General features: G+C 43.6%; 17 protein-coding genes. All 17 read right to left on the bottom strand.

Features of this window, described 5'->3' with window-relative positions; genetic code table 11:
* Positions 1–6 precede the first annotated feature (6 nt).
* The 17 genes from PluTT01m_RS08615 to PluTT01m_RS08695 all read right to left on the bottom strand — a co-directional run bounded on the left by PluTT01m_RS08615 (position 7) and on the right by PluTT01m_RS08695 (position 20686).
* Positions 7–1971: a contractile injection system tape measure protein gene (locus PluTT01m_RS08615; protein ID WP_011145941.1), complete on the bottom strand. Its 1965-nt coding sequence runs from the start codon at positions 1969–1971 to the stop codon at positions 7–9.
* Between the two features lie 63 nt (positions 1972–2034).
* On the bottom strand, positions 2035–3252 hold the full coding sequence (locus tag PluTT01m_RS08620) for a tail fiber protein (RefSeq protein ID WP_011145942.1): 1218 nt from the start codon (positions 3250–3252) through the stop codon (positions 2035–2037).
* A 109-nt stretch (positions 3253–3361) separates the two neighbouring features.
* Positions 3362–6715 carry a baseplate wedge protein gene (locus PluTT01m_RS08625; protein WP_011145943.1) on the bottom strand — a complete coding sequence of 1118 codons (3354 nt, stop codon included), beginning with the start codon at positions 6713–6715 and terminating at the stop codon, positions 3362–3364.
* A complete protein-coding gene (locus PluTT01m_RS08630) occupies positions 6712–9420 on the bottom strand; it encodes a baseplate J/gp47 family protein (RefSeq protein ID WP_011145944.1) in 2709 nt (902 codons plus the stop codon). Before PluTT01m_RS08630 ends, PluTT01m_RS08625 begins: the two co-directional genes overlap by 4 nt.
* A 42-nt stretch (positions 9421–9462) precedes the next feature.
* Entirely contained in the window at positions 9463–9879 is a 417-nt protein-coding gene (locus PluTT01m_RS08635) for a hypothetical protein (protein WP_011145945.1), read from the bottom strand.
* Positions 9876–10367: a GPW/gp25 family protein gene (locus PluTT01m_RS08640; RefSeq protein WP_011145946.1), complete on the bottom strand. Its 492-nt coding sequence runs from the start codon at positions 10365–10367 to the stop codon at positions 9876–9878. Before PluTT01m_RS08640 ends, PluTT01m_RS08635 begins: the two co-directional genes overlap by 4 nt.
* A 12-nt stretch (positions 10368–10379) precedes the next feature.
* Complete coding sequence (locus tag PluTT01m_RS08645) at positions 10380–11981, bottom strand: phage baseplate assembly protein V (RefSeq protein ID WP_011145947.1); 1602 nt, start codon at positions 11979–11981, stop codon at positions 10380–10382.
* On the bottom strand, positions 11978–12661 hold the full coding sequence (locus tag PluTT01m_RS08650; RefSeq protein ID WP_011145948.1) for a CIS tube protein: 684 nt from the start codon (positions 12659–12661) through the stop codon (positions 11978–11980). Before PluTT01m_RS08650 ends, PluTT01m_RS08645 begins: the two co-directional genes overlap by 4 nt.
* Positions 12648–12827: a DUF5908 family protein gene (locus tag PluTT01m_RS08655; protein WP_011145949.1), complete on the bottom strand. Its 180-nt coding sequence runs from the start codon at positions 12825–12827 to the stop codon at positions 12648–12650. Before PluTT01m_RS08655 ends, PluTT01m_RS08650 begins: the two co-directional genes overlap by 14 nt.
* Complete coding sequence (locus PluTT01m_RS08660; protein WP_011145950.1) at positions 12824–13282, bottom strand: phage tail protein; 459 nt, start codon at positions 13280–13282, stop codon at positions 12824–12826. Before PluTT01m_RS08660 ends, PluTT01m_RS08655 begins: the two co-directional genes overlap by 4 nt.
* 13 nt (positions 13283–13295) lie before the next feature.
* Positions 13296–14531: a phage tail sheath C-terminal domain-containing protein gene (locus PluTT01m_RS08665; RefSeq protein ID WP_011145951.1), complete on the bottom strand. Its 1236-nt coding sequence runs from the start codon at positions 14529–14531 to the stop codon at positions 13296–13298.
* Positions 14532–14578: 47 nt separating this feature from the next.
* Entirely contained in the window at positions 14579–16012 is a 1434-nt protein-coding gene (locus PluTT01m_RS08670) for a phage tail sheath family protein (protein WP_011145952.1), read from the bottom strand.
* 11 nt (positions 16013–16023) lie between these two features.
* A complete protein-coding gene (locus PluTT01m_RS08675; protein WP_011145953.1) occupies positions 16024–17106 on the bottom strand; it encodes a phage tail sheath family protein in 1083 nt (360 codons plus the stop codon).
* A gap of 53 nt (positions 17107–17159) precedes the next feature.
* Positions 17160–17609 carry a phage tail protein gene (locus PluTT01m_RS08680; RefSeq protein WP_011145954.1) on the bottom strand — a complete coding sequence of 150 codons (450 nt, stop codon included), beginning with the start codon at positions 17607–17609 and terminating at the stop codon, positions 17160–17162.
* A 748-nt stretch (positions 17610–18357) separates the two neighbouring features.
* A complete protein-coding gene (locus PluTT01m_RS08685) occupies positions 18358–19284 on the bottom strand; it encodes an Rpn family recombination-promoting nuclease/putative transposase (RefSeq protein WP_011145956.1) in 927 nt (308 codons plus the stop codon).
* A 100-nt stretch (positions 19285–19384) separates the two neighbouring features.
* Positions 19385–19681, bottom strand: a complete 297-nt coding sequence (locus tag PluTT01m_RS28235) for a hypothetical protein (RefSeq protein WP_082302904.1) — start codon at positions 19679–19681, stop codon at positions 19385–19387.
* A gap of 30 nt (positions 19682–19711) precedes the next feature.
* On the bottom strand, positions 19712–20686 hold the full coding sequence (locus PluTT01m_RS08695; protein ID WP_011145957.1) for a hypothetical protein: 975 nt from the start codon (positions 20684–20686) through the stop codon (positions 19712–19714).
* Between the last annotated feature and the right edge of the window lie 13 nt (positions 20687–20699).

Here is a 20699-nt window from a genome sequence, read left to right on the forward strand (position 1 = left end):
AACCTTCTAAATATTTTGCCAGTCGATGCGTAAAGGGCGATCCAACCAGGGAAGTCTGGCGATATTTAATGGCCACGGCCAATCAATCAGTAGCGCATCAAATGGCTGTTGCTGTATTGTGATTTTGATTTCTTGCTCATCTGTCAATAATTCACCCGGTCGTTGTAAAAACAGTTGCCGGACATCATTACGGCTTAATTTTTTCCAGCCGGTAAGTTGGCCAGTCACCGCATCCAGCCATTGATCTGCTATCAATTGTTTTTCTGGCTCGATAGGGATTGATTCAATATCTTTATCGGCTATTAGCCCACACAGAACATAATTCAGTAATTTTCTTTCTGCTGGTTTCTCCTCGGTTCCCCAAATTAGATGGTCAAGTAAATCAACAGCATTGAGCTGAGCTTGACGATGAATGAATTTCTGTTTCTCAAGTAGACCAAGCTGGTTAAATAGTGTGGGTAGCATCGGCCACAGAATTAATATGCCGGCATTATTTATCTGGTATGGCAGGGATTGTTCCGATAATAAAGTCTGTCCAGAGTATGGCCTATTGATAGTTTGATGTGGGTTATAATGATTGCCTGTAATCGGTGTCTTATCCGGTGCTGATACTATTTTTTGATCATCGGTGATGACTTGCTGATTAGCCTGATGTTGGTATGTCTGAATATTAGCAATATCAATGGGAGTAATGGTTGATTTTTTATCGGATGTATTTTTATCCGTTAATAAAGCCCATCCAGAGTGTGACTTATTGCTAGTTTGATGTGGGTTATAATGATTGCCTATAATAGGTGTCTTATCGGGTGCTGATACTATTTTTTGATTGGTCAGATGTTGTTGAACATTTGAAAAATTAACGTTATTCATGGTTGATTCTGTATCAGATTTATTCTTGCCTGCATTGTTTGCAGTAAAATATTTCGGCAAGTGTTGGTATGCCTGAATATTAGAAATATCAACAGGAGTAATGGTTGGTTTTTTATCGGATATATTTTTATCCGTGTGGTTTAGCGTAAAATATTCCAATAGATATTGATATTCGTCAGCGGGCAGATGCTTTTTGCAAAGCTGTGAAACAGAAACGGTTTGCCAGAGTTGTTTTAGCCAACGATTTAATGGGATATTGTTTAATGGAATATTGTTTAATGGAATATTGCGGGTTATAGCTTGGCGGAGTAATGTAATAACAGGTGCCGCGTTAAGTACACCGTTATCGAGTTCAATGGTAATACGTGAGATGATTTTCGCATCGGGTTTAGGTATTTCCTGAGTATTATGCCGCTGTATATATTCCAGTGCATTAAGTATCAGTTGCCCGGAGGAGACTCGCTCCTCCTGATGTTGTGGTTTGTTTATTCTTGCGGATAATCTACGGTTAATGGCGACTAATAAGACTGGTTGTCTGATAGCTAAAAGCCGTTGTAGACCCTGTTCAGATAAACAGCCTTTCGCTAATAATAATGCTGATTGGTTTTCTATCTGCATTAATTGATTGATTAATGGCTTAATCTTGATGTCACTATTTTTATTATTCGTTATGACCTCCATTGGATTGAATTGCGGACCTTTTTGAGATAAGAAATGAATGAAATTCTCTGCATTAATTAAATGATTTTCACTGGATAAAGAGGTCCTATCGGTAAATTTATTGGATGTTGGTTTATTCAGTAGAGTTTCTTCCCTATGGTTATTTGTCTGATATTGGCTGAGCGCTTTATTCAGAGCAACTTTGAGACGAGCCGGGAATAATGAATTAAAATCATGGAAACTTATTTCACCAAGGTCCAGCGTTAATTTCTCTAAAGCGATATTCTGATGAATATGATATTCATCAAAATATGAATTGAGTAATTTATTTATATTGGTCTGATTAAGCAGGGAGCCATGCAATACTTTTTTAGCCACCTGTTGATTATTAGCTTCAATAGTAATGGTAATCCGATTTAACAGATTTGGCTCCGAAGTCATATCAATATATCCTTGGTAATGAGTAAAAAATAGAAAATTTAGGTCTTTCTGTGTGGGGTGAAGTTAGAGTTTCATAATAAAAGCTAAAATATAATAAGGCGGAACGACATCAACACTGTGAGTATGTGAAGGCGATGATGCTGATGCATTATGATTATGTCCTTGTCCACCTCCTATATCTGATGTGTATGGATGATAGTCTGGCCCAGATGTCCTTTTCCATATAAGTCCGTTAACTGAGTTATCTATTTTGTTGTTAGTTGCTCCTATAGTCGTATGATCATATGCGAATCCCAGAGTGGTATAATAAGGCAGGCTCTCAATGTGTTTATGCTTGGGTATTTGTGATTCTGTTAATGTTGTGTTTAGCACGCTAACATTGACCGAAACCGCAGTTGATGTTGTATTTCTGGAAACGTTTTTTCCACTCCCACTTCCACTGGCTTTATTACTGCTTTTCCCTGTTTCAGAAACAGTTTCACCGCACATGATAAAACGGCTTCTTAAGTCTGGGGTTCCGTTATTACCATCACAAAAAGCCCAGCCGCTAGGAGCACTGCTACCAGAAAACATCACAATCATTCCTTTGGAGAGTAATTTATTGGCATCAATATTAACACCGTCTGAATTAACCGTGATACCGAAACCGGCTTTGACTGAAACACCATTACCATCGACTTTAATCCCATTACTGGCTTTAATATCTAATCCTTCACCCCCTATTTTTACTCCCCAACCAATTCCTACCGATATCCCCGAGGATTCGACTTTAATCGTGGAATTTTTTGATTTTACCGAGACACCATTAGTATCAACATTGATGCCATTATTGGGTTTGATTGCCACACCGCTACCATTAACGGTAATACCGTTAGCCGCCTTGACCGCGACATTATCATTATTGACAACAATACCATTACCTTGACCAACACATATTCCATTGGGTTTATTAATCAGACCGCTACCAAGATCTACAGATAAAATATCCTTTTCGAGTATTAATGGAGAAAAGTCTGGGCTGGAAAGCGTGCCCATTTTTAAATTCAGTGTACCGTCATCAGCCAGTTTTAATCCTGCTCCTGGCCCATTTTGTTGTGGTGCCTGACCACAGGCTTTACGACCGATATCGGCAATATTAATCAAATCGGCATAATCGGTCTGTAATGGAATACTGCCCTCTTTAAAACGGTTTTTCAAATCACCGACGGAAGGTCCTGTTGATTGAATGTTCGTACTTTCCAGATTAGCGTCTGAACTATATAGGTTATATTTTTTTACCATTTTTATCACCTTATATTATGTTTGCTATTATACTAAAATATATTCAAATAATAGCGAGATTATTGAAATGTTTTGAGGTATTAATCAGTGAGATATTTATTTTATATTATTAAGGGTTATTGCCATCATAAGTAAAATTAAAGCTGAATTTTGTCCGTATTTCTCCTTTAAGGTCATTAGGGTCAGATATGTAATTGAGTGATAAAATAAGCGGTTCTTCGGTGTGGAATAATGCACCAGACAGATCTGGGTTATCGCCTAATACAAATCCATAATAGAATGACCAGCGACTATCTGCATCAAGATCATATAAATTCATTGCTGTCCATGATAAATTAAGTCCAACTTTTTTTCTTCCTTTAATATGCAATATTTCATCGGTAATAACCCCATTTTTATTCTTTTTCACTTTGATATGGTAATCTGTCCATACATTATCTGATTTCAGTACGGCATATTCAGGGCCTATTTGACTGTTATCAGTTAAAAATACCAATTTTCCTTTATTCTCTACCGGTTGATACAGAAGTTCTGAAACAGTCGTTTCTTTATTATTCTCTTTATTGAAGTCAATATTTACCAATACTACCGTTTTAGTATAAGGAACATATAATAGCTGATTATCTTTTATCACGTCTTCATGCCATTGATCGCCCGATTCACCAATGACTTCAATACGTTGCTGTTCGGTGGCAATTCGCATACTGCCAATACCGGCTGTAGCGGAAGGTAATCTTCCCAGGGTTAAGGTCTCTAAAATATGGTATGCCTCATCCCCTAAAGGCGCATTATTGTTTTGCCAGCGTTTATAGGTATTGGCAAAATCTTCAAAATGTTTCGGTGATAACCAGTGAATAATCATCGAAATATGTGCGGGAAATTCAGAGAGAATCTCCGTTTTTACCCAAGCTTCCAGTTTATAAGGGTCAACTTTGTTGCTCTCAATTAACAGGCGATTCACTACCACGCTAACCACAAATGAAAAACGATCAGCCAGGGCATATTTTTCACTGGAGAAATACCAGCGATAGCGCCATGCTTCTGTCTCGGAAGGAAAATTATCCCGTGACTCTTGGTTGCGTTTAATTAATATCTTGCCTTGAATACGATCAAATTTAATGACACGTGCTTTGAGTTCATATTCGGGTTTCGGTTCAGCTTGAACTGTACGGGCTAATGTTTTTTGGGATGGTCCAGATGGCGTAATGATATATTTCAGGGTGATTTCGTCATTTTCTTCAATCATGGCCGGGAAGGGGCTTTGGGCGCTGGAGGTGATCCAACGTTGATCTTCGGTAGCATTTTGATATGTGGCATCGGCATAAACCAGTTGATAATCCATATCTTCCAACCACACTGGGCTGTTTTGCCAGAACAATTTGTTTTGCTCAAATGCCTCCAGTATTCTTTCCAGATTGTGCTTTAAACCCGTGCTATTGCGTGTGTTAAGGGAGAATGTCTCTCCTGACACTTCAGTGATCATCTGACCCCGCAAGGTAAATTCTCTATCATTGTCAGTGATGATCAGGTTAATGACCTGCCCTTGCAATAAGCGGCCTGCTGTCCCTTTTTGGGTGATTCTTAATTGATCATCTTCAACCACCAGAGAATCAGGCTTTTGCTTAGTATTAAATTGGATATCGGGTTTTGCCGGTAGTAATTGGCGATGTTCAATTAAATAGAATGGCAAATTAGCCAGATCAGGCGTGTCACTGAAACATTCCCCGCCTAAACCTAACCGGGCAGCAATCCGTTTTTGTAGTGCCGATATTTTATCAATCCGAATATTATTACGTTGATAGGTCAGTTCCGGTTGTTGGGCTAAATAACCGCGTTGGGTATCCAGAAAATCCTGAAAATCGAGGGTAAGTGGTCTGGCGGCAAGTTGAGCGCCAAAATAACCCAATAGATGATCTAAGATTTCCAGCTCTTTTATATAGTTGGACCTCTGAATGTCATCATTAATATAGATTTGTGAATCGTAGTTTAGTTTTGCGGTTAAGTCAGAGGTGATCTGTTGATGAACGTTGTAATTGACCGTGCCCGCTTTAAAAGGCCATTGCACACCATATACGGTCTCCCCCCGTTGTTTAAAAGCCAGGAGTTTCGGTAAGAGGGCAAGTTCAGCGCAGCCGTTAGCCAACATCTGTTCAAAAGGAAGCATAAATTGGTGCAGTTGTACTTGCTGTGGCGTAGGTTTTTTGGCCTGTAATCCATAGCAGGCGGGTAATTTATTACTCACCGGATAGTAATCCAGAACTTTACGATATTTACCCCAATCCAGTAATTCCGGCTGTGTATCGATCAGCGGCTCTGCAATAAGCTTTTCCTCGATATCTTGTTTAGAAACAACAATTTTAACGCCGCCTTTGGCGGTAATAGTCAGTGGGCTATCTGGTGAGGTAATTAATGCCAGTGGATCGTTACCCCATAATCTCGGGTAATATCCCTGAGCAATCTCCCAGGACCAATTATCGTTCGACAATGGCGTAATAGTTGTGTCGTGATGAGCTAATGCTAGCCGGGTGACACTCTGAATACCGTTAATCGCCAATAATCGGTTAACCAGATGGCTGAGATTTAATACCGTAGCGCCGGTGTAATTTTTGGTTTGAGGTAATGTCGGTATCCAGCCGTGATGTAAATAAGGGCCGGAGAATATCTTTTCATTACTGTAGCCCAGATCTTTCATGGCTTGAGTGGTATAGCGCCCGGGCTTTTCCAGCACCATCTGTTCCGCCGCCATATAAACCTGAGCGAAGATATCAGGAATATCGATGACGTTATCATTAAGTTCAATATCAATCTGCAAGAGGAAATTGATGGGTTGCAGCCAGATAATTTTGCTGACGGATTCCCCCAAGTTACGGTTATTTTTTAGGAAATCGTTGAGCTTCTGCTGAGCCAGCTTATTATCGGCCTGAGTTTCCTGACCAGGAAGTAAATAAAGCCAATAATTTCCTCTCAAGGTTAATTTGCCGTCGGCACCCAAATCGTTAAAGGTATATTTACGTTCCTGTTTGTTATACCAATATTTATAGCGTTGTTCTTCAGGTTCACGGATCAGTTGGACATCATTAAAGAAAAAATAACCGTTGTTTGTTTCATTAACTGTGTCGCTGCTATGTAAATCCAATAAAGCCCGGCGATAATCCTCCGCCGTGATCGGGCCACAGGTCAGTGTTTGTTGTGGGCCGAACTCCTGAGGGAAAATACCGTCGCCGGGTATCTGTTCCGCGGGTTTGGGGGTTAGAAGATCTTTCAGAGGTAATGAATGACGGTAAGCCAGATCAGATGCACCATAACAACAGGCTTCCAATAAAGTGACACCGGGATCATTTTCACTGGTATTGCTCCAGCATTGGCCGGATTGCTGCTCGATGACTGTTTTGGCCTGAGTGAGTAAGGCATCGAAGGTAATATCATCTTTGACGATGGGAAACAGGGCATCCTGATGACTCATGAGTTAACTCCTTGGTTTAAGGGGTGCCTCTCTGGCCAGACCAAAATCAGCACTTCATCATCGGCGGCTTCGATACTTTCACCTATGGCACCTGTGGTCCGGTTAGCAATGGTTATACTTAAATTGGTGACACGTTCCACCAGCGGGGATTGTTGGATGTTGGCTAACAGTTGGTAGTAGTCAATATGGTTACCGGTTGTCACGCCGATAGTCGGATTTTCGCCCCACGGCATATATTTTCGGCGTAATTGCTGTTGTAGCTGATGATGGCCGTAGTCGGGGTTAATCCCTGAGATAAAGGTCACTTGGTAGTCCACATTAACGTCAACGTAGGTGGGGTTATTAATTTCAATCGTTGCCCAGGGACTGCTAAGTTGTTTGATCCATTCGACCATCTCTGCCAGCCGGGCAGGGTTTAATTTTGGTCGTAGTACATCATCGTTATCTTTGTAACGGCTGTTAGGGATCACAATCAGTCGTTGTATTTCTGGTGCCGGAATTTTGGTTAATTCATTGGCAGAAGGATATTTGACGTCAAACAGGCTGACAAATTGCTCTTTTAATAAGGTGACAATGTTGCCCCAACTCAGTACCCGATTACGGTGAGATAACCGGGCAGGCAGACGTGTCAGGAAAGCGTGCTCGGTTTCTGGCGGGCGACCGTTCCAGGAGGCCCAAGGTTGGGTGACGTTGCTGATTGCGACTAATGTGCTGGTTGGCTGTTTAATGCTGCCAGCGGCCAATCCGTTGATAAAATGAGCTTGTTCAATGGCTTGGGCATTTACTAAAGTCGCTGTCGTGGCGTTATATAGCGGACTTTTAATGCTGGGGTAATCCTGAGGATCGGTCTGAGCCGTTATCTCAGCTTTCAGCCAGTAGCGTCCCGGCGGCATCAGAGCGGCCTGATTTGCCGCATCTTGGGGCAATAAGGTACGCCAGATACCCCGGTCAAACAGGTTATGGGTTTGGTCGTCAACTAATTCATCTAATTTGTTCCAGCTATTGCTCTTGTCGAGATAAAACCAGGATAAAGCGAGGGCTTGAATCCCTGCTAATTGCCAATATAAGGATAGAGTTTGTCCCGGTGATACGCCTGTAAAGCCTAAATAGAAGGCTTCATGGGTGAGTGTCGGCATTTTTGCTGTTGCCTCGGCCCGGCCAAAAGGGGTCAGAGGATAAACGGTGAATTGCTCAGGTTTGGCTTTAGCGTTGAACTGTACCTGCAATGCACTGATTTGCGGGGTATAGGGGACATTTTTATCCGTGGGATTTTGCCAGTATTGGGCGTGCATAAAATCCTGTTCAGCCAGTTCTATGCGCACGGATGCCGGCCATTCGTTGGGGGATGGGCTGTCTGCAAGGGGATAATTCATCACCGGTAAGGTCAATGTCAGACTTTGTCCTTGTGGGGTACCTGTTCCACCAAATAATGACTGAGATTTAGCGTTATTGAGAGCGTCTCTCTTTTGAGATGTGACTAAGTAACCTTGTACTTTGAACACCCCATTACTGGCAGGTTTCGGATTATATTTGTCATACCATGTTGAAAAACTGCTTGTCGGTAAGCCAACCCATTGAGGCGTAATCGTTAATGTTGCGTTTTCAGAGCCATACCATTCCGGGGCAACCAGATTAAAACCGGAACCCAGCGACGGGGATTGACCAAACGGGAAGCTGGCGGTATCCGTCTGTTCAATACCGTTGTCAGAGGCATAGCGCACGCTGCGGTTGCCATTAACACTGACTTCGATGCCTTTAATCTCCGGCAGAATAGGGCCTTGAGTGGTACCCAGTTTTAATGCCGGTACATTAAACGCCATATTATCTAGGGCATCAGGGGCGGTGACAGCGGCATCACTGGATGATAATCCAAGCTCTATCGTGGTTTTGTCGATAGATTTTATTGACAAGGAGAGCCAATGATCTCCAGCGCTGATTGTAGCGGTGATGTGATCAGTATTACCCGCCCATTCGCTTGCCAGAGTCACTTTAATGCGGCGTTCTCCTGCCGGCATGGCAAACAAGGAGCAGGTAATCAGGTAACCGGACAGCACAGGAGTATCATGGGATGTTGGGCTAAAAAGTCGAATACCGTTTTCGGGTAATGCCAAATTATCTGAGTGGTTCAGTGGGGTTGCTGATTGCCAGCCATCTTTATCTCTTCGGTACCAATATAGGTCGGTCAGTTCCCCTTGGTTCGCCAGTAAATCCGTATCTGATGCATAGTGTAATGGATTGCCAGCGCTGTCTTGCCCGGCATCAAATAGCGTGCCTTGAGCTATCAACGATTCTGTGCTGTCAGGATTGAGAGTAATTCCTAGCGCAACCTTATCCGCTTGGGCTTTTTTAGGTTTCAGCCCCAATAATTCCCGGTAATAAAGATCACGGTGCCGGGCCGGAAAGGTATTTAACAATCGGTTGGTTGTTTCTAATAACGTTAAGAAAGCCAAAACAAAAGCTTGATGAGCGGGTAATCGGCCATCGGCTTTATTTACATTTTGGTAAATATCCGCTAATTGTTGCGGATTATTTGCTTGAATAAAGTAAAAACTGTCCCAGAACTGTTTTTTCTCTTGATCGAAAGGGATTTTTTTAGCGTATTCTTGTAGCCAGTTTAAAATATCCAGCGTACTTCTTTCATCAAGTTTAAATGCAGTATCCGGCACAATAGCAGAGAGTTTATTTTCTAACTCGGCCTGTCCCATATTTATATCACCTGTTATTTAAAATAAAGTTGAAGAGGTTATTTATCCGGCAGTGACCGCATATTGACTGGCAATAAACCGGCCTTTACCCATACTGGGGACCGTTACATCCGGGCCACTCGATGGATTATTAGCGGGTTGGGTTGGGGTAAATCGGGCGATAAATTGTTGCCCGACAACAATTACCGTGGCAGGGCTGCGGCAAAAGTTGACTTGTTGACTGGCATTTAATTGAGCAATGGTGACCATCCCCATGCCGGGCACCGGGTGGCTGGGAGTAATATATTGCGCCTGAAATTGCACCTTTTTTTCATCACCGATCATAACGATCTTTTTGCCCTGGATTTGGGCGTGTCCGCTACCGCGGATGGTTGCCAGCCCCAGAATGGTGACTTGCCGGTTGCCAAATAATGGTTCGAACAGCAAGAAATCGCCATCCACCACCAGTTGTTTGCTCATAAACTCACCTGTACCCGGCCTTCATTCACTTCGAGGACGCCTTCAATCTGCTGGCTGATTTCGCTGCCTCTCAGCGTGTAGGTGACCTGAATATGCAGGGTATTGGGCAGGTCGGTTCTCTGGTTGACCTGGATTTCGCTGATATCGGCGCGGGGTTCATAACGCAATACCCGTTCTTCAATCCGGGTTTGAATTTCTGCCATCATTTCGTCACGAATATTGGCAAACAGATAATCATTCAGGCCGCAGCCATAATTTTCTCGCATAATTCGTTCACCGGGTTCGGTGAGAAAAAGAATTTTCATATTTTGGCGGACATTTTCGGCCCCTTCCGCCATGGTGACGCCCGTGGGTATTTCAGGATGCGTGCTATCTTTATACGTACTATCTTTAATAGAAAATTGCGGCGGAAAGGCCCAACCCCGACCGTAAATGTCGGCTAATACTTTATCGGCTGATGCTTTATTGGCTAGTGCTTTGTTTGTCATCTCATGACCTTATTATTGGGTTAAGTTAATCTTCGCACCTTTAATATCTACGCCGGATTTACCGGCGGCGGACAGAGATTTTTGCGCCTCTATTTTAATTTCCTGAGCATGGGTAATAAGATTCTTAGCGGAATTAAGCGTGATATCTTTATCCTGTTGCAGAGATAAGGTATGTTTTCCGCTATTCAATGCGAGTGTTTTATCTTTATGATTAAAGAGTAATGCTTGCTGATTTTCTCCCTGTTTAATCACTAAGGTTTTCACCGGATTTTTTTCACTCGGTTCTAATGGCGCTTTGTTTTTAGGATTGTGCATCGAGCCTAATATCACCGGGAAGCGTGGATCACCTTCAAAGAAGCCGATAATCACCTCATCTCCCGGTTCAGGGTAGAAGCAGAAACCACTTTCGTGGCTGGCATAAGGTTTACCCAGCCGGGCAAAAAGGGTGCCGTTGGTTAAGTTTAACGCCGGGATTTTGACCGGAATACGCCCCAGCGACTGGTTATCTTTTTGGTATTTTTCCACGATCCCGACATGCAGCTCTTTAACCGGTGGTACAACTTGCTCTGTTTCCGGTAATAGCCCCAGCGTTAGCCGGGTACGCCAGCCTTGCCGTTGATTGAGGGTGTGACTGACACCGGTGATAATCGCCTGACCATCCATCCCCTGACCAAAGCCGCTTAACGCCAGCACATCCCCCGTTTGATAACGGTTATCGCCTTCGACTTCAAAATTACCGGAGACGTTGTGACTTCGGCGGTTATTCAGGATACCTTGAGCAAGCTGTTTGGCCTGTTCATTGTCCAATGGATAGCTGAAAGCCCATTGCCATGCTTGGTTGGTCAATGATGTCAGACTATCTGTGGCAAGTTGATTGCGACCCAGACCACTGCTTTTTGCCTGATGGGCTGGAGACAGTTTTTGTTGGGCGATATCCCAGGATTGCACACTCACGGTTTTGGGACTGCGTTGGTTATCCCATTGCAGATTCGCTTCAAATAACACCGCATCCTGATGGCTGGCTCGCTGGTGGAGGGTATGCACGGTTGACCGGTTCAGGGATTCCGGGGTGACCAGCGTCACGCTATCGTTGCCGGGCAGCAGCCAGGTATGGGTCGCGAGCAGCCGATTTTTTAGAAACGTCCAGTCATTACAGCGGAATTGCACCATTTGTTCATGCACCGTTTTAAGCTGAGGCGCTGGTTTTATCGTGACAGGGATACCAGCCTGACTGAATAGTTTTTTGAGAATTGCCTCATCACTTTGTTTGTTGAACAGTTGCGAATGGAAGTTGTGAGTTAATTTTTGTAACGAGTGTTTAGCGGTTAGGGTAATGAGGTTGTCCTGACCTTTAAGCCCCAATGTTTGCCGAACGATGATCCCCTTAAACACCACGTTTTTTTCGATCTGCACGCTAAGCTCATGATTCGGACGGCAGCTTACCAGTTCAGCTTGCGCTTTGGCGTCAAAAATATGGCTGGCATCACCGGCGATCCCCAGCGTGATGTTAGCCGAGGGGATGCCATTGATTTGATGGTTAATTGTCAGACTGATAACCGTAAATTGACTGAGGGCTTTACCCCCTATTTTGATGATTATTGCGGGTATCTTCATGCTTCCCCCTGCGCTTGCAGTGTTTGCCCGGGGGTGAAGTCATCAAGATTATCCAGACCGTTTTGCCAGGCCAGCGAGAGATAATCAATACCCCCAGCCAAAGAAGCGCCGGCACCTAAGGCGATCAACGGCAGGGAAAGCATATCAGTTACATTGACTGCGGTGACGGGTGGTGATTTTAACTGTTGCTCGGTGGCTTGAATCACAAAGCTTTCATCTGCCACTAGGGATAAGGTAGCGCTGGCCCGCAATGGCGTGGCATCCCGGTCAAACAGGGTGTAACTGATGCTAAGGCCACTGGCACGGCAAGCAAAATAGCCTTTGTTTTCCCAACGCATTTTGCCCCATTTAATTTTAAGAAAGTGGGGAACGTTGGTACTGGCATCCACGGCACACAGGGCTTTCAAAATTGCCAGCTGCGTTTCTACTGCGGTGTTGTTGCCGGGCATGGTGGCATCAAATAACAGAACTAATGACAGACCCGCCGGTTGGGATAATACATAGCGGCTGCTTTGACTGGCACTGTTAATGCTTTCATCCTGCTGATAACGGGTTTGATAATCGAGCTGGATGGCATCGGGGTTATACATGGCTTGCAAACTGCCTACCGAGATTTTCCCCTCGCGGTCCTTGAAAGCGGTGAGGGTGAGTTTGGACAGGCTGCGTTCAATTAAGCTCATAATGGCCTCCTGTTTCACGCAAGGCATCTAACACGGCTTGTTTCACCTTTTCAATCAGTTGGGCGTTATCCAGCGCTTCCTGCGCCAGCGTGCGTGGTGTGCTGGAGTGACTGGCTGAATCGGTCACTTTAGCCTGAATAATCAGCTCCTTAATTTCTACGGTCATGCTTTCACTCCTAACCAGCGCATATCCTGATAACGTAACTCCAAGGTATTGACTAGCACCGTATTGCTATTGGCATCAAAATCCCCGGTAGACCAATGGACTGGCAGCGCATTACTTAGCGTCCAGCTTGCCACGGGAACTGAATGTTCATTCAGTAGAATGATAACCACATCGGCATACACGGCTTTCTCACCACGCAGGACGCGGTCAAACGTCAGAGTGAGTGGCGTAACGGTCATAACGCCGCGCTCCAGTACCAGACTGCCATGCTGGATCTTCTCGGCCAGCCAGGTATTTCTGGCGTTTTCTCCCCCCTGACTATGTTGGCTAGTTTGCAACTCACGGCTGAGGCCAGATATCCGTTGAAAGGCAATGTCGAGTGGGCTGGGGATATTGTTAAACAGAAAACTGGCGATAAAACGGTGTGATACCGACGGGGTGTATAAATTGTTCATATTTTGCCCCTGTTTAATGGGTGATCCCGGTGCGGGTATCAAATGTCAGATTCAGCTCGATAAATTCCGCCGGAATTAACAGTGCCAGCCTGATCTTCATGATCATTTTCCCGGCCCGTAGATCCGCTTCACTCATCGATTCGTCAATCCCCAGTAACACCTCAAATGCCTGATCTTCCTGCGTACCGCGCAGTCCACCGTTTAGCCATAACTGACGTAACCAGTTGTAAGCCTGACCTTTAAACTTCATCCAGGTGATGGCGTTATTGGGTTCAAACACAAAGGCCCGGCCCAGTTGAGTCATATGGGCTTCGATATAAGAAACCAGACGGCGCGTCTGGATATAACGCCAGGGAGAACCGGGCGTATTGTCCAGCGTGCGACATCCCCAGATCTTTGTCCCTTTGCCGGGGAAGCTGCGAACCAGATTCAACGAAGTGCCGTTCTGATTAAACAGGTCATCAGCTTCAATATAAGAGCGTATCGGGTTGATGACTTTGGCTAACGCAACGTTCGCGGGGGCATGCCAGACGACCATTTGGTTATCGTTACGCTGGATGACGGCGGCCACTGCGGCGGTAGGTGAAAGTACAACAGGCTGATTTTGCTCCTGATAAGCACTGTTCAACCTTGGCCAGTATACGGCACCCCATTGCCGATCATTGGAAGAGAACCGGGCTAAACATTCAGCGGCCAGGGCGGGATCATCGGGGGCATCCAGTAATCCCATGATGCCGCGTCGGCTGTTGCAAAGGTTGAGTACTGATTGCCAAAACTGTTGCCAGAATAGAATCTTATCGTGTTGATCGATTTCTGAATCGGGAGCATCCATCTGATTCAGATAAACAATATCGGGAACCACAATCAACGTGATAGCACTCTGTGCCGAAATCGCTTGTTTAACCCAATCTTGTTGTAGGGTGGTAGTCAATGATTGAAAATCGCCTCGTGGTTTATCCGATCCTAGCGACAGCACATAGGCTTGTTGACCCCCGTTTTCAAAAAAGTGGCGCACGGAATAGTACATTAATCCTGATTCACCAAATGACAGGGTAAAATCGGTCAGGCTGTGGATCTTGACGGGGGTTTTGTCACTAATACGATTGTTTTTAGCATGATTCTTTTTAGCATGATTGTTTTTAGCCGGTTGGGTATAGCCGATAAAAACCGGTACACCGATAAATGCCTCATCTTGTTGCTGGGATATCAGGTTCTCCGTGATGGTGACGCCGGGCTGTTTTATTTCCATTCTCGGTTCCTCACTAGAACAGGCGCGGTGAACCGCGCCCCATACGGTTACGGTGTTACATTTTGCGAAAATTGCAGAATAATAAATTCAGCCGGACGGACCGCCGCCATGCCAACTTTCACCACCATTTTGCCTTGCTTAATATCGTCGTCGGACATGGTGACACCTTGACCAATCTGGACAAAATAGGCTTCCTGTGGGCTGTTACCGGCCAGTGCCCCTTGCTGCCAGAGTTGATGGAGATAGTTATCAATCGCTGAGCGGACGCGTTCCCAGGTGGGCTGGCTGTTGGGTTCAAACACGGCAAATTGCATGGCTTGCTTGATATCCCGTTCTGCCGCATTAAATAAACGCCGAACTGGAATGTAGCGCCAGTTATCATCATTTTGCAGAGTACGCGTACCCCAGACGACAAAACCTTTGTTACTGAAATAACGGATCGCATTGATACCATTTTGATTCATGGTGCCTTGCTCATCTTCCGTGAGTCGATCCGCAACATCACTAATCCCACTCAGCGCAACATTAGCGGGTGCTTTCCAGACACCCCGGCTGGCATCGGTGGCGCAGTAGACACCGGCTATCACTGCACTGGCGGGAATCGTTTTACTTATGTTCTGTATTGCAATCACCGCTTGCTGATAGACATCGGGATTTTTCTCTTTGAGCTGTACCAGATTAGTCACTTTGTCTGGGGTTGTATTGGCATCTTTATAGCCTGAAACAGCGACGAGAGCCTCTTCCGTTTGCATCAGCTGTGAGACTTTCACTGCGGGATAATACGTTGCAGTTTGTGAGGAGACATTAGCGCTGATAGCGGTTGCTTTATCTTGGTTATCGGCGATAAGAAAATAGCCGTTATTTAATAATGAAGGGGTCAGGTTGTTATATATCTGGCTCTGATAATCAGCATCCTGTTCAGGACAGACAATTAACGTGATTTCTAAAGCCTGCTCAATCAACGCCGGGATTAATGCCAGCGTGTTAGCCTTGCTGGTATCAGCAATTGGCAGGATATAACAAGGTCCGCCGCCATTTTGGAAATAAAGTTTTAAAGCATCACTGCTTACTGTGTAGATATCAACGGCGACCTGGTAAGTGTAGCCGGGAGGAGTTTCATCTGCATTGGGTGTTGTGGCCTGTGTCGTGGCCGCAACTTCTGTATCGTTTTCAACTCCTTCGTTGTTTTTGACTGATACATCGTCTTCGACTGTTTGAGGTTTTTCAGGAGGAGTCGGTTCGGGTTTGGGAGGCGTGGGTTCGGTTGATGTGATTGCTATTGATCTAACACAACCTACGTTAAATAGGTTAGTAAAATCCAACCAGCTACTCACGCGGGTTATTTCAGGTGTTGCGCTGGTTTTTTTCGGTAAGAAACGCCCAATAAAAACGGGTATTGCGGTATTTCCCTGGCTAACAGAAAGTGCCAGTGATGCGTCTTCTTCAATATAGACGCCAGGAAAAGTTGGTATTGTTGGCATATTTCCTCCGGTTATTGAGCGATATTCTGTGTAAGCTGCAAGATAATAAACTCGGCTGGACGAACCGCCGCCAGACCCACTTTGACAATCATTTTGCCCTGCTTAATATCGTCATCAGTCATGGTGACGTCTTTACCGATTTGAACAAAATAAGCCTGCTCAGCTTTGCTGCCCATCAAGCCGCCTTGCTGCCAGAGGGTGTGAAGATAGTTATCGATAGCACGGTGGACCGCTTTCCAAGTGGGTTGGCTATTGGGTTCGAAGACCGCGAAACTCATGGCATTTTTAATATCCCGTTCTGCGCTATTAAACAGGCGGCGAACCGGGATATAACGCCAATGATCATTGTCCTCAAGTGTGCGAGCGCCCCAGACCAGCGTCCCGCTCTTAGGAAAAGTGCGGATCATATTTAGGGCTTTACCCTGGTTATATTTCCCTTGCAGGTCGTCAGTCATCGGATATTTAGGTTGCAATCCGCCTTGAACAGCGACATTTGCTGGCGCTTGCCAAACACCCCGGTTGTTATCGACACGGGCATAAATACCGGCCATGACGGCGCTGGGTGGAATATCAATGGCGGCTTTATTTTCTCCCCATTCAGCGATCAGCCAGGGATAATAAACTGCGCCATAGGCTGTAGCGGTATAGGGTTTAAGTACGTCATCGGGTTTTTGGTCTGGGGTTATTTGAGCGATTGGACCATCAAAAATGGCGAATAATCCTTTGCCAGATTTGCAAAGGGCGTCTGCGGCAGTGATGATTTCTTCTCCGGCAGCAACCAGCAATGTCACATCATCGAGTTTTGGCACATGTTTTTCTAACTCTGCGGTTTTAACCAGATAGCCATATCCACCGCCATTAATAAAATAAGCGCGTAGTGCGATATCAAGCTTATCGGTGGCAGTAAATTGTCCCCCTTTGAGCGACAGATATTCCAGCCAGCTGTTAACACGAATATAAGAATCATCGGTTATTAATGAATTGTCTTTTGCGACGGCAAAGACAGGTACTGCTGTTGCACCGGACTGAACAGAGAGTGCGGGTGAGGCGTCCTCTTCGATATAAACGCCGGGATAGGTTGGTACCGTTGGCATGTTGCCTCCAATTATTGTGCAATATTCTGAGTAGACAGCTTGATAAATGAATCTTAAGCCGCTTGAATGGTCACTCGATCTGCGGTCAGGGTAATTTCCTGCACGGCAACTTCGTTGCTGGTGGCATCAAAAGAAGGAGAAATTAATGAGGTTGGGAAGGCATTTGCCACGCTCCAGGTCATTAAAATTTCAGTGCCGGCTTCGTTGGTTAAACTGATTGAAATATCTTTTTTCTCAACCTGATTAAGCTGAATAGAGTTAATCCAGTCAAAAAGTTTAGTATCGCCAGAGAATACCCCTTTACGCAGTGAGATATTAATCGCCTGACGTTGACCGGGCATTTTATAGTAATTGCCGGTACCATCTTTGTATTCTATGACATCATGAGAAATATCGAGGCCAGAAACGCTGTTAAAAGGGATTTGCTCATCACCGATCGAGACAACAAATCGGTAAGTAGGAATGGGATATTCAACAGCAATTTGTTCTGGAGTTGTAGACATGATTTTTTCCTTGATTGTTTACATTTGAAATATAAGAAAAACATCTATTACTTTGTTTTCCTTAGCATCTAACGATTGGGTATAGCTACCGCAATAACCTGATTTATGGAGGTCTTTGTTCGTATTAAAGAATGTGTTCAATGATTATTTAAATCACATTTGATAAAGCGAGGTGATTATAGAGAATGGATTCTTAAGCGGTAGCATCAATTAATAATGATATTTATTTTTAATTGATGTGGCGGGTTTTGATGATTTTGTGTATCAGCGTTAATTTATTACTTTCTGTAAACATGAAAATAAATAACAGGTGTGATTTTCATGTTGAATAATATCACGCGATTATGGGGTTTTTCATTGCCAGGTATTTTTATTCTTTAATAATTTCAACGATAAATTAATTGTTGAATAAAAATATAATCATGAAAATGATTGCTAGTGAAATGAGTTAGAATGCTTATTGGGGTGAAAAGAGAGAACAGCGATTTCAGAAGCACGTGGATTTAAACCCAGTCTTTGGTTTGGCATGTAAATGTGCCACTTCTATGCGTTTTGTGCATTGACTCAAGCATTTTTATGCCGATAACGTATTAATAGTAAGTGTGTCGGACGTTTGTTCAAATTCACCCTGGTGATTTCCATCACCGTTTCACGGTCGAGATTCATACTTCGGTGACTGTTTTGCCAGTCACCGTAAGATTTTCTTTTAACACGAATCGTTGAATACTGAAAGAATTCCCAGCACGAGTTAGTGGCGTATTTGCTCAAGTTCGTTCTGACTTAGACCGGTGGTTTTCATCACCGTTTCATGATCGATTCCGCTGTTCAGCAATGCATGAGCAATTTTTAACGTTGCCTCCAGACGTCCTTCCTGACGCCCTTCTTGGCGTCCTTCTTGGTGTCCTTCTTGACGTGCTTTATGTTCCAATCTTTGCGCTATTGTCATCAGTACCTCCTCATACCTCGGGGACTGCTCTGCCAGTCGCCGGATAAAACCCTCTGGATCGGCGGTATCTCCCGCCTGTAATAAGTAGTTTAGCACGCTTTTTAGCTGCTCTTCCGTATGGTAACCATACGCCAGCAATATGGACAGTTTTTGCAGTGACCCCATCATATCACGCTGCCAGATATGCTTTTGTACCATTTCCAGTAGCGCGACCCGTTTATGCGTCAGGATTTCATCATCCGGAATTACCGTCACATCTACCAACGGGAATGGACCGGAATAGAGCTCCTTCGCCAGAGCTGGATCATCGAAGCAGTCTAGCCAATTGGTACTCCAGGGATACGGCTGTATTTTCCCGTGATAGAACAACACCGGAATGACCAGCGGCAATTTTTCATGTCCCTGCTCCAGATGCCGTTGCATGGCTGAAATACTATAGCGCATCAATCGAAATGCCATCATTTTGTCCGGGGAACTCTGGTGTTCGATCACGCAGTACACATAACCGTCACCTTGCACCGTTTTCAGTGAATACAAAATGTCGGAATAATGCGCACGCAGATTGTCTTCAATAAACGACCCTGATGCTAATTGCAATGTATCCAGATCACAAACTGCCCGTAATGTCGCAGGCAAATGTATCTCCAGAAAGTCTCTGGCCGTATCAATATGACTTAAAAACTGTTTGAAAATAGCGTCATGTGGCGTTGGTGTGTTTTTTTTCTTCATAGGTGAATAATAGCATACTTTCTTTTATATTGAATGAATATTAAGCAAGAAACTGAGCGGACTGTGATGTCTTGAATTTCCCTCTTAATCGAAGTTCAGGTTAATTATCAACATAACTTGTTACTGGATTTGTATTGGTATAAAAGCGCAAAGCCTGATCATTGCGACTAAAAAAATAGCCTAAAATAACATGATAATCCGGGGAATTAATAATTTCTTCCATCTCCTGATAGGTCATTTTTCTGACATCTTTGATATGTATTGGCTTACTTTTATAATAACTTCCTTTTCTATCATCTTTGTCTTCATTAAAAAATAGCTTTTCACGTAAGTTATTTTTCTTTCCACCTTTTATGTGAGCCGAAAGTGTAGGGTTTCTATCTCTGGTAAATATAATTTTATGTTTGAAATTATATTTACCCTCATTTTATTTCTTACAAAAATCTATGACTTGCTGCTGATTTAAAATAAAATCGCCATAATCCATTTCCCCAATAGATGCAGGTATTGCACAGATTTGACCTTCTTGATTAACAAAATTAAGTTCTTCTGTAGATAATGCTCCCTTATATCTGACGGCCCCATGAGGTTCTTGTGGATCTTGTTCTAATCCTTTTTCGGTGAATATGTCCTCTTTGACTGCTAATATAAGAAATAGATTTTTTTCTTCCTGTAAATGTTTCATATATTCCAAAAGTGTGTTTTTGTGTGGGGCAAGATAGATATATCCTTCTGTATTTTCAGCTTCTCGTTGCTGTATCATTTTTGCTCTGCTTGAAATAATTTCGTTAATCCTTTCATCTTGTTGCAGAATAGCTTCTCTCTCATTGTTGATAATAGTTTGCTTACGGTCACTGTGCTTCTCCATAAATTTATTTTGGTCAAGTTTGTCGATACTTTCCGTAATGGATTTTTTTAATAATTGATCATCGATATTTGTTTGAGTGGGGATGTTCTGATAAAAATTTTTGAACTCATGCCAAAATTCTTGAGGCATAAGGAAATTATCTTTAGAGATTTTCTTTGCTTTACGGTTTTTATTAATAGTCGTGGCTATAATAGAGTAGATAAGCTTTATGATACCAATTTTTCTACGTGAAAAATCTTCTTCAGATAAGGTTGGGCCAGGTGAGCCTTGCGGTTTAAATCCGTTTTGTAGGAAGCTTTGTAAATTATTTCCTCTGGAAATATGATAGTAATATCCATCTTCGGGTTTTTGAGGGGCATTTGTTAAGGTGGAAGACGTATTTCTTATCATTTGATCTAAATCTAGCCCAACTCCTAAGGAATTATTTTTTATATCCTCATCATCTTGAGTAGAGTTTTCTGGTTGTATTGAGAATTTTTTTTCTCTATTTCTTGGGTGTTTAGTATCTTTATTGTGTTTTTCTGTGGATAACATATTATCTCCTATT

The organism is Photorhabdus laumondii subsp. laumondii, from assembly GCF_003343245.1.
GTDB lineage: Bacteria > Pseudomonadota > Gammaproteobacteria > Enterobacterales > Enterobacteriaceae > Photorhabdus > Photorhabdus laumondii.

Excerpts from the sequence above, each read along its gene's own strand:
- PluTT01m_RS08670 (WP_011145952.1), bottom strand. The coding sequence starts at position 16,012 with ATGCCAACAATACCAACTTTTCCTGGCGTCTATATTGAAGAAGACGCA.
- PluTT01m_RS08695 (WP_011145957.1), bottom strand. The coding sequence starts at position 20,686 with ATGTTATCCACAGAAAAACACAATAAAGATACTAAACACCCAAGAAAT.
- PluTT01m_RS08615 (WP_011145941.1), bottom strand. The coding sequence starts at position 1,971 with ATGACTTCGGAGCCAAATCTGTTAAATCGGATTACCATTACTATTGAA.
- PluTT01m_RS08665 (WP_011145951.1), bottom strand. The coding sequence starts at position 14,531 with ATGGAAATAAAACAGCCCGGCGTCACCATCACGGAGAACCTGATATCC.
- PluTT01m_RS08655 (WP_011145949.1), bottom strand. The coding sequence starts at position 12,827 with ATGACCGTAGAAATTAAGGAGCTGATTATTCAGGCTAAAGTGACCGAT.
- PluTT01m_RS08640 (WP_011145946.1), bottom strand. The coding sequence starts at position 10,367 with ATGACAAACAAAGCACTAGCCAATAAAGCATCAGCCGATAAAGTATTA.
- PluTT01m_RS08650 (WP_011145948.1), bottom strand. The coding sequence starts at position 12,661 with ATGAGCTTAATTGAACGCAGCCTGTCCAAACTCACCCTCACCGCTTTC.
- PluTT01m_RS08635 (WP_011145945.1), bottom strand. The coding sequence starts at position 9,879 with ATGAGCAAACAACTGGTGGTGGATGGCGATTTCTTGCTGTTCGAACCA.
- PluTT01m_RS08680 (WP_011145954.1), bottom strand. The coding sequence starts at position 17,609 with ATGTCTACAACTCCAGAACAAATTGCTGTTGAATATCCCATTCCTACT.
- PluTT01m_RS08675 (WP_011145953.1), bottom strand. The coding sequence starts at position 17,106 with ATGCCAACGGTACCAACCTATCCCGGCGTTTATATCGAAGAGGACGCC.
- PluTT01m_RS08630 (WP_011145944.1), bottom strand. The coding sequence starts at position 9,420 with ATGGGACAGGCCGAGTTAGAAAATAAACTCTCTGCTATTGTGCCGGAT.
- PluTT01m_RS08620 (WP_011145942.1), bottom strand. The coding sequence starts at position 3,252 with ATGGTAAAAAAATATAACCTATATAGTTCAGACGCTAATCTGGAAAGT.
- PluTT01m_RS08625 (WP_011145943.1), bottom strand. The coding sequence starts at position 6,715 with ATGAGTCATCAGGATGCCCTGTTTCCCATCGTCAAAGATGATATTACC.
- PluTT01m_RS08685 (WP_011145956.1), bottom strand. The coding sequence starts at position 19,284 with ATGAAGAAAAAAAACACACCAACGCCACATGACGCTATTTTCAAACAG.
- PluTT01m_RS08645 (WP_011145947.1), bottom strand. The coding sequence starts at position 11,981 with ATGAAGATACCCGCAATAATCATCAAAATAGGGGGTAAAGCCCTCAGT.
- PluTT01m_RS08660 (WP_011145950.1), bottom strand. The coding sequence starts at position 13,282 with ATGAACAATTTATACACCCCGTCGGTATCACACCGTTTTATCGCCAGT.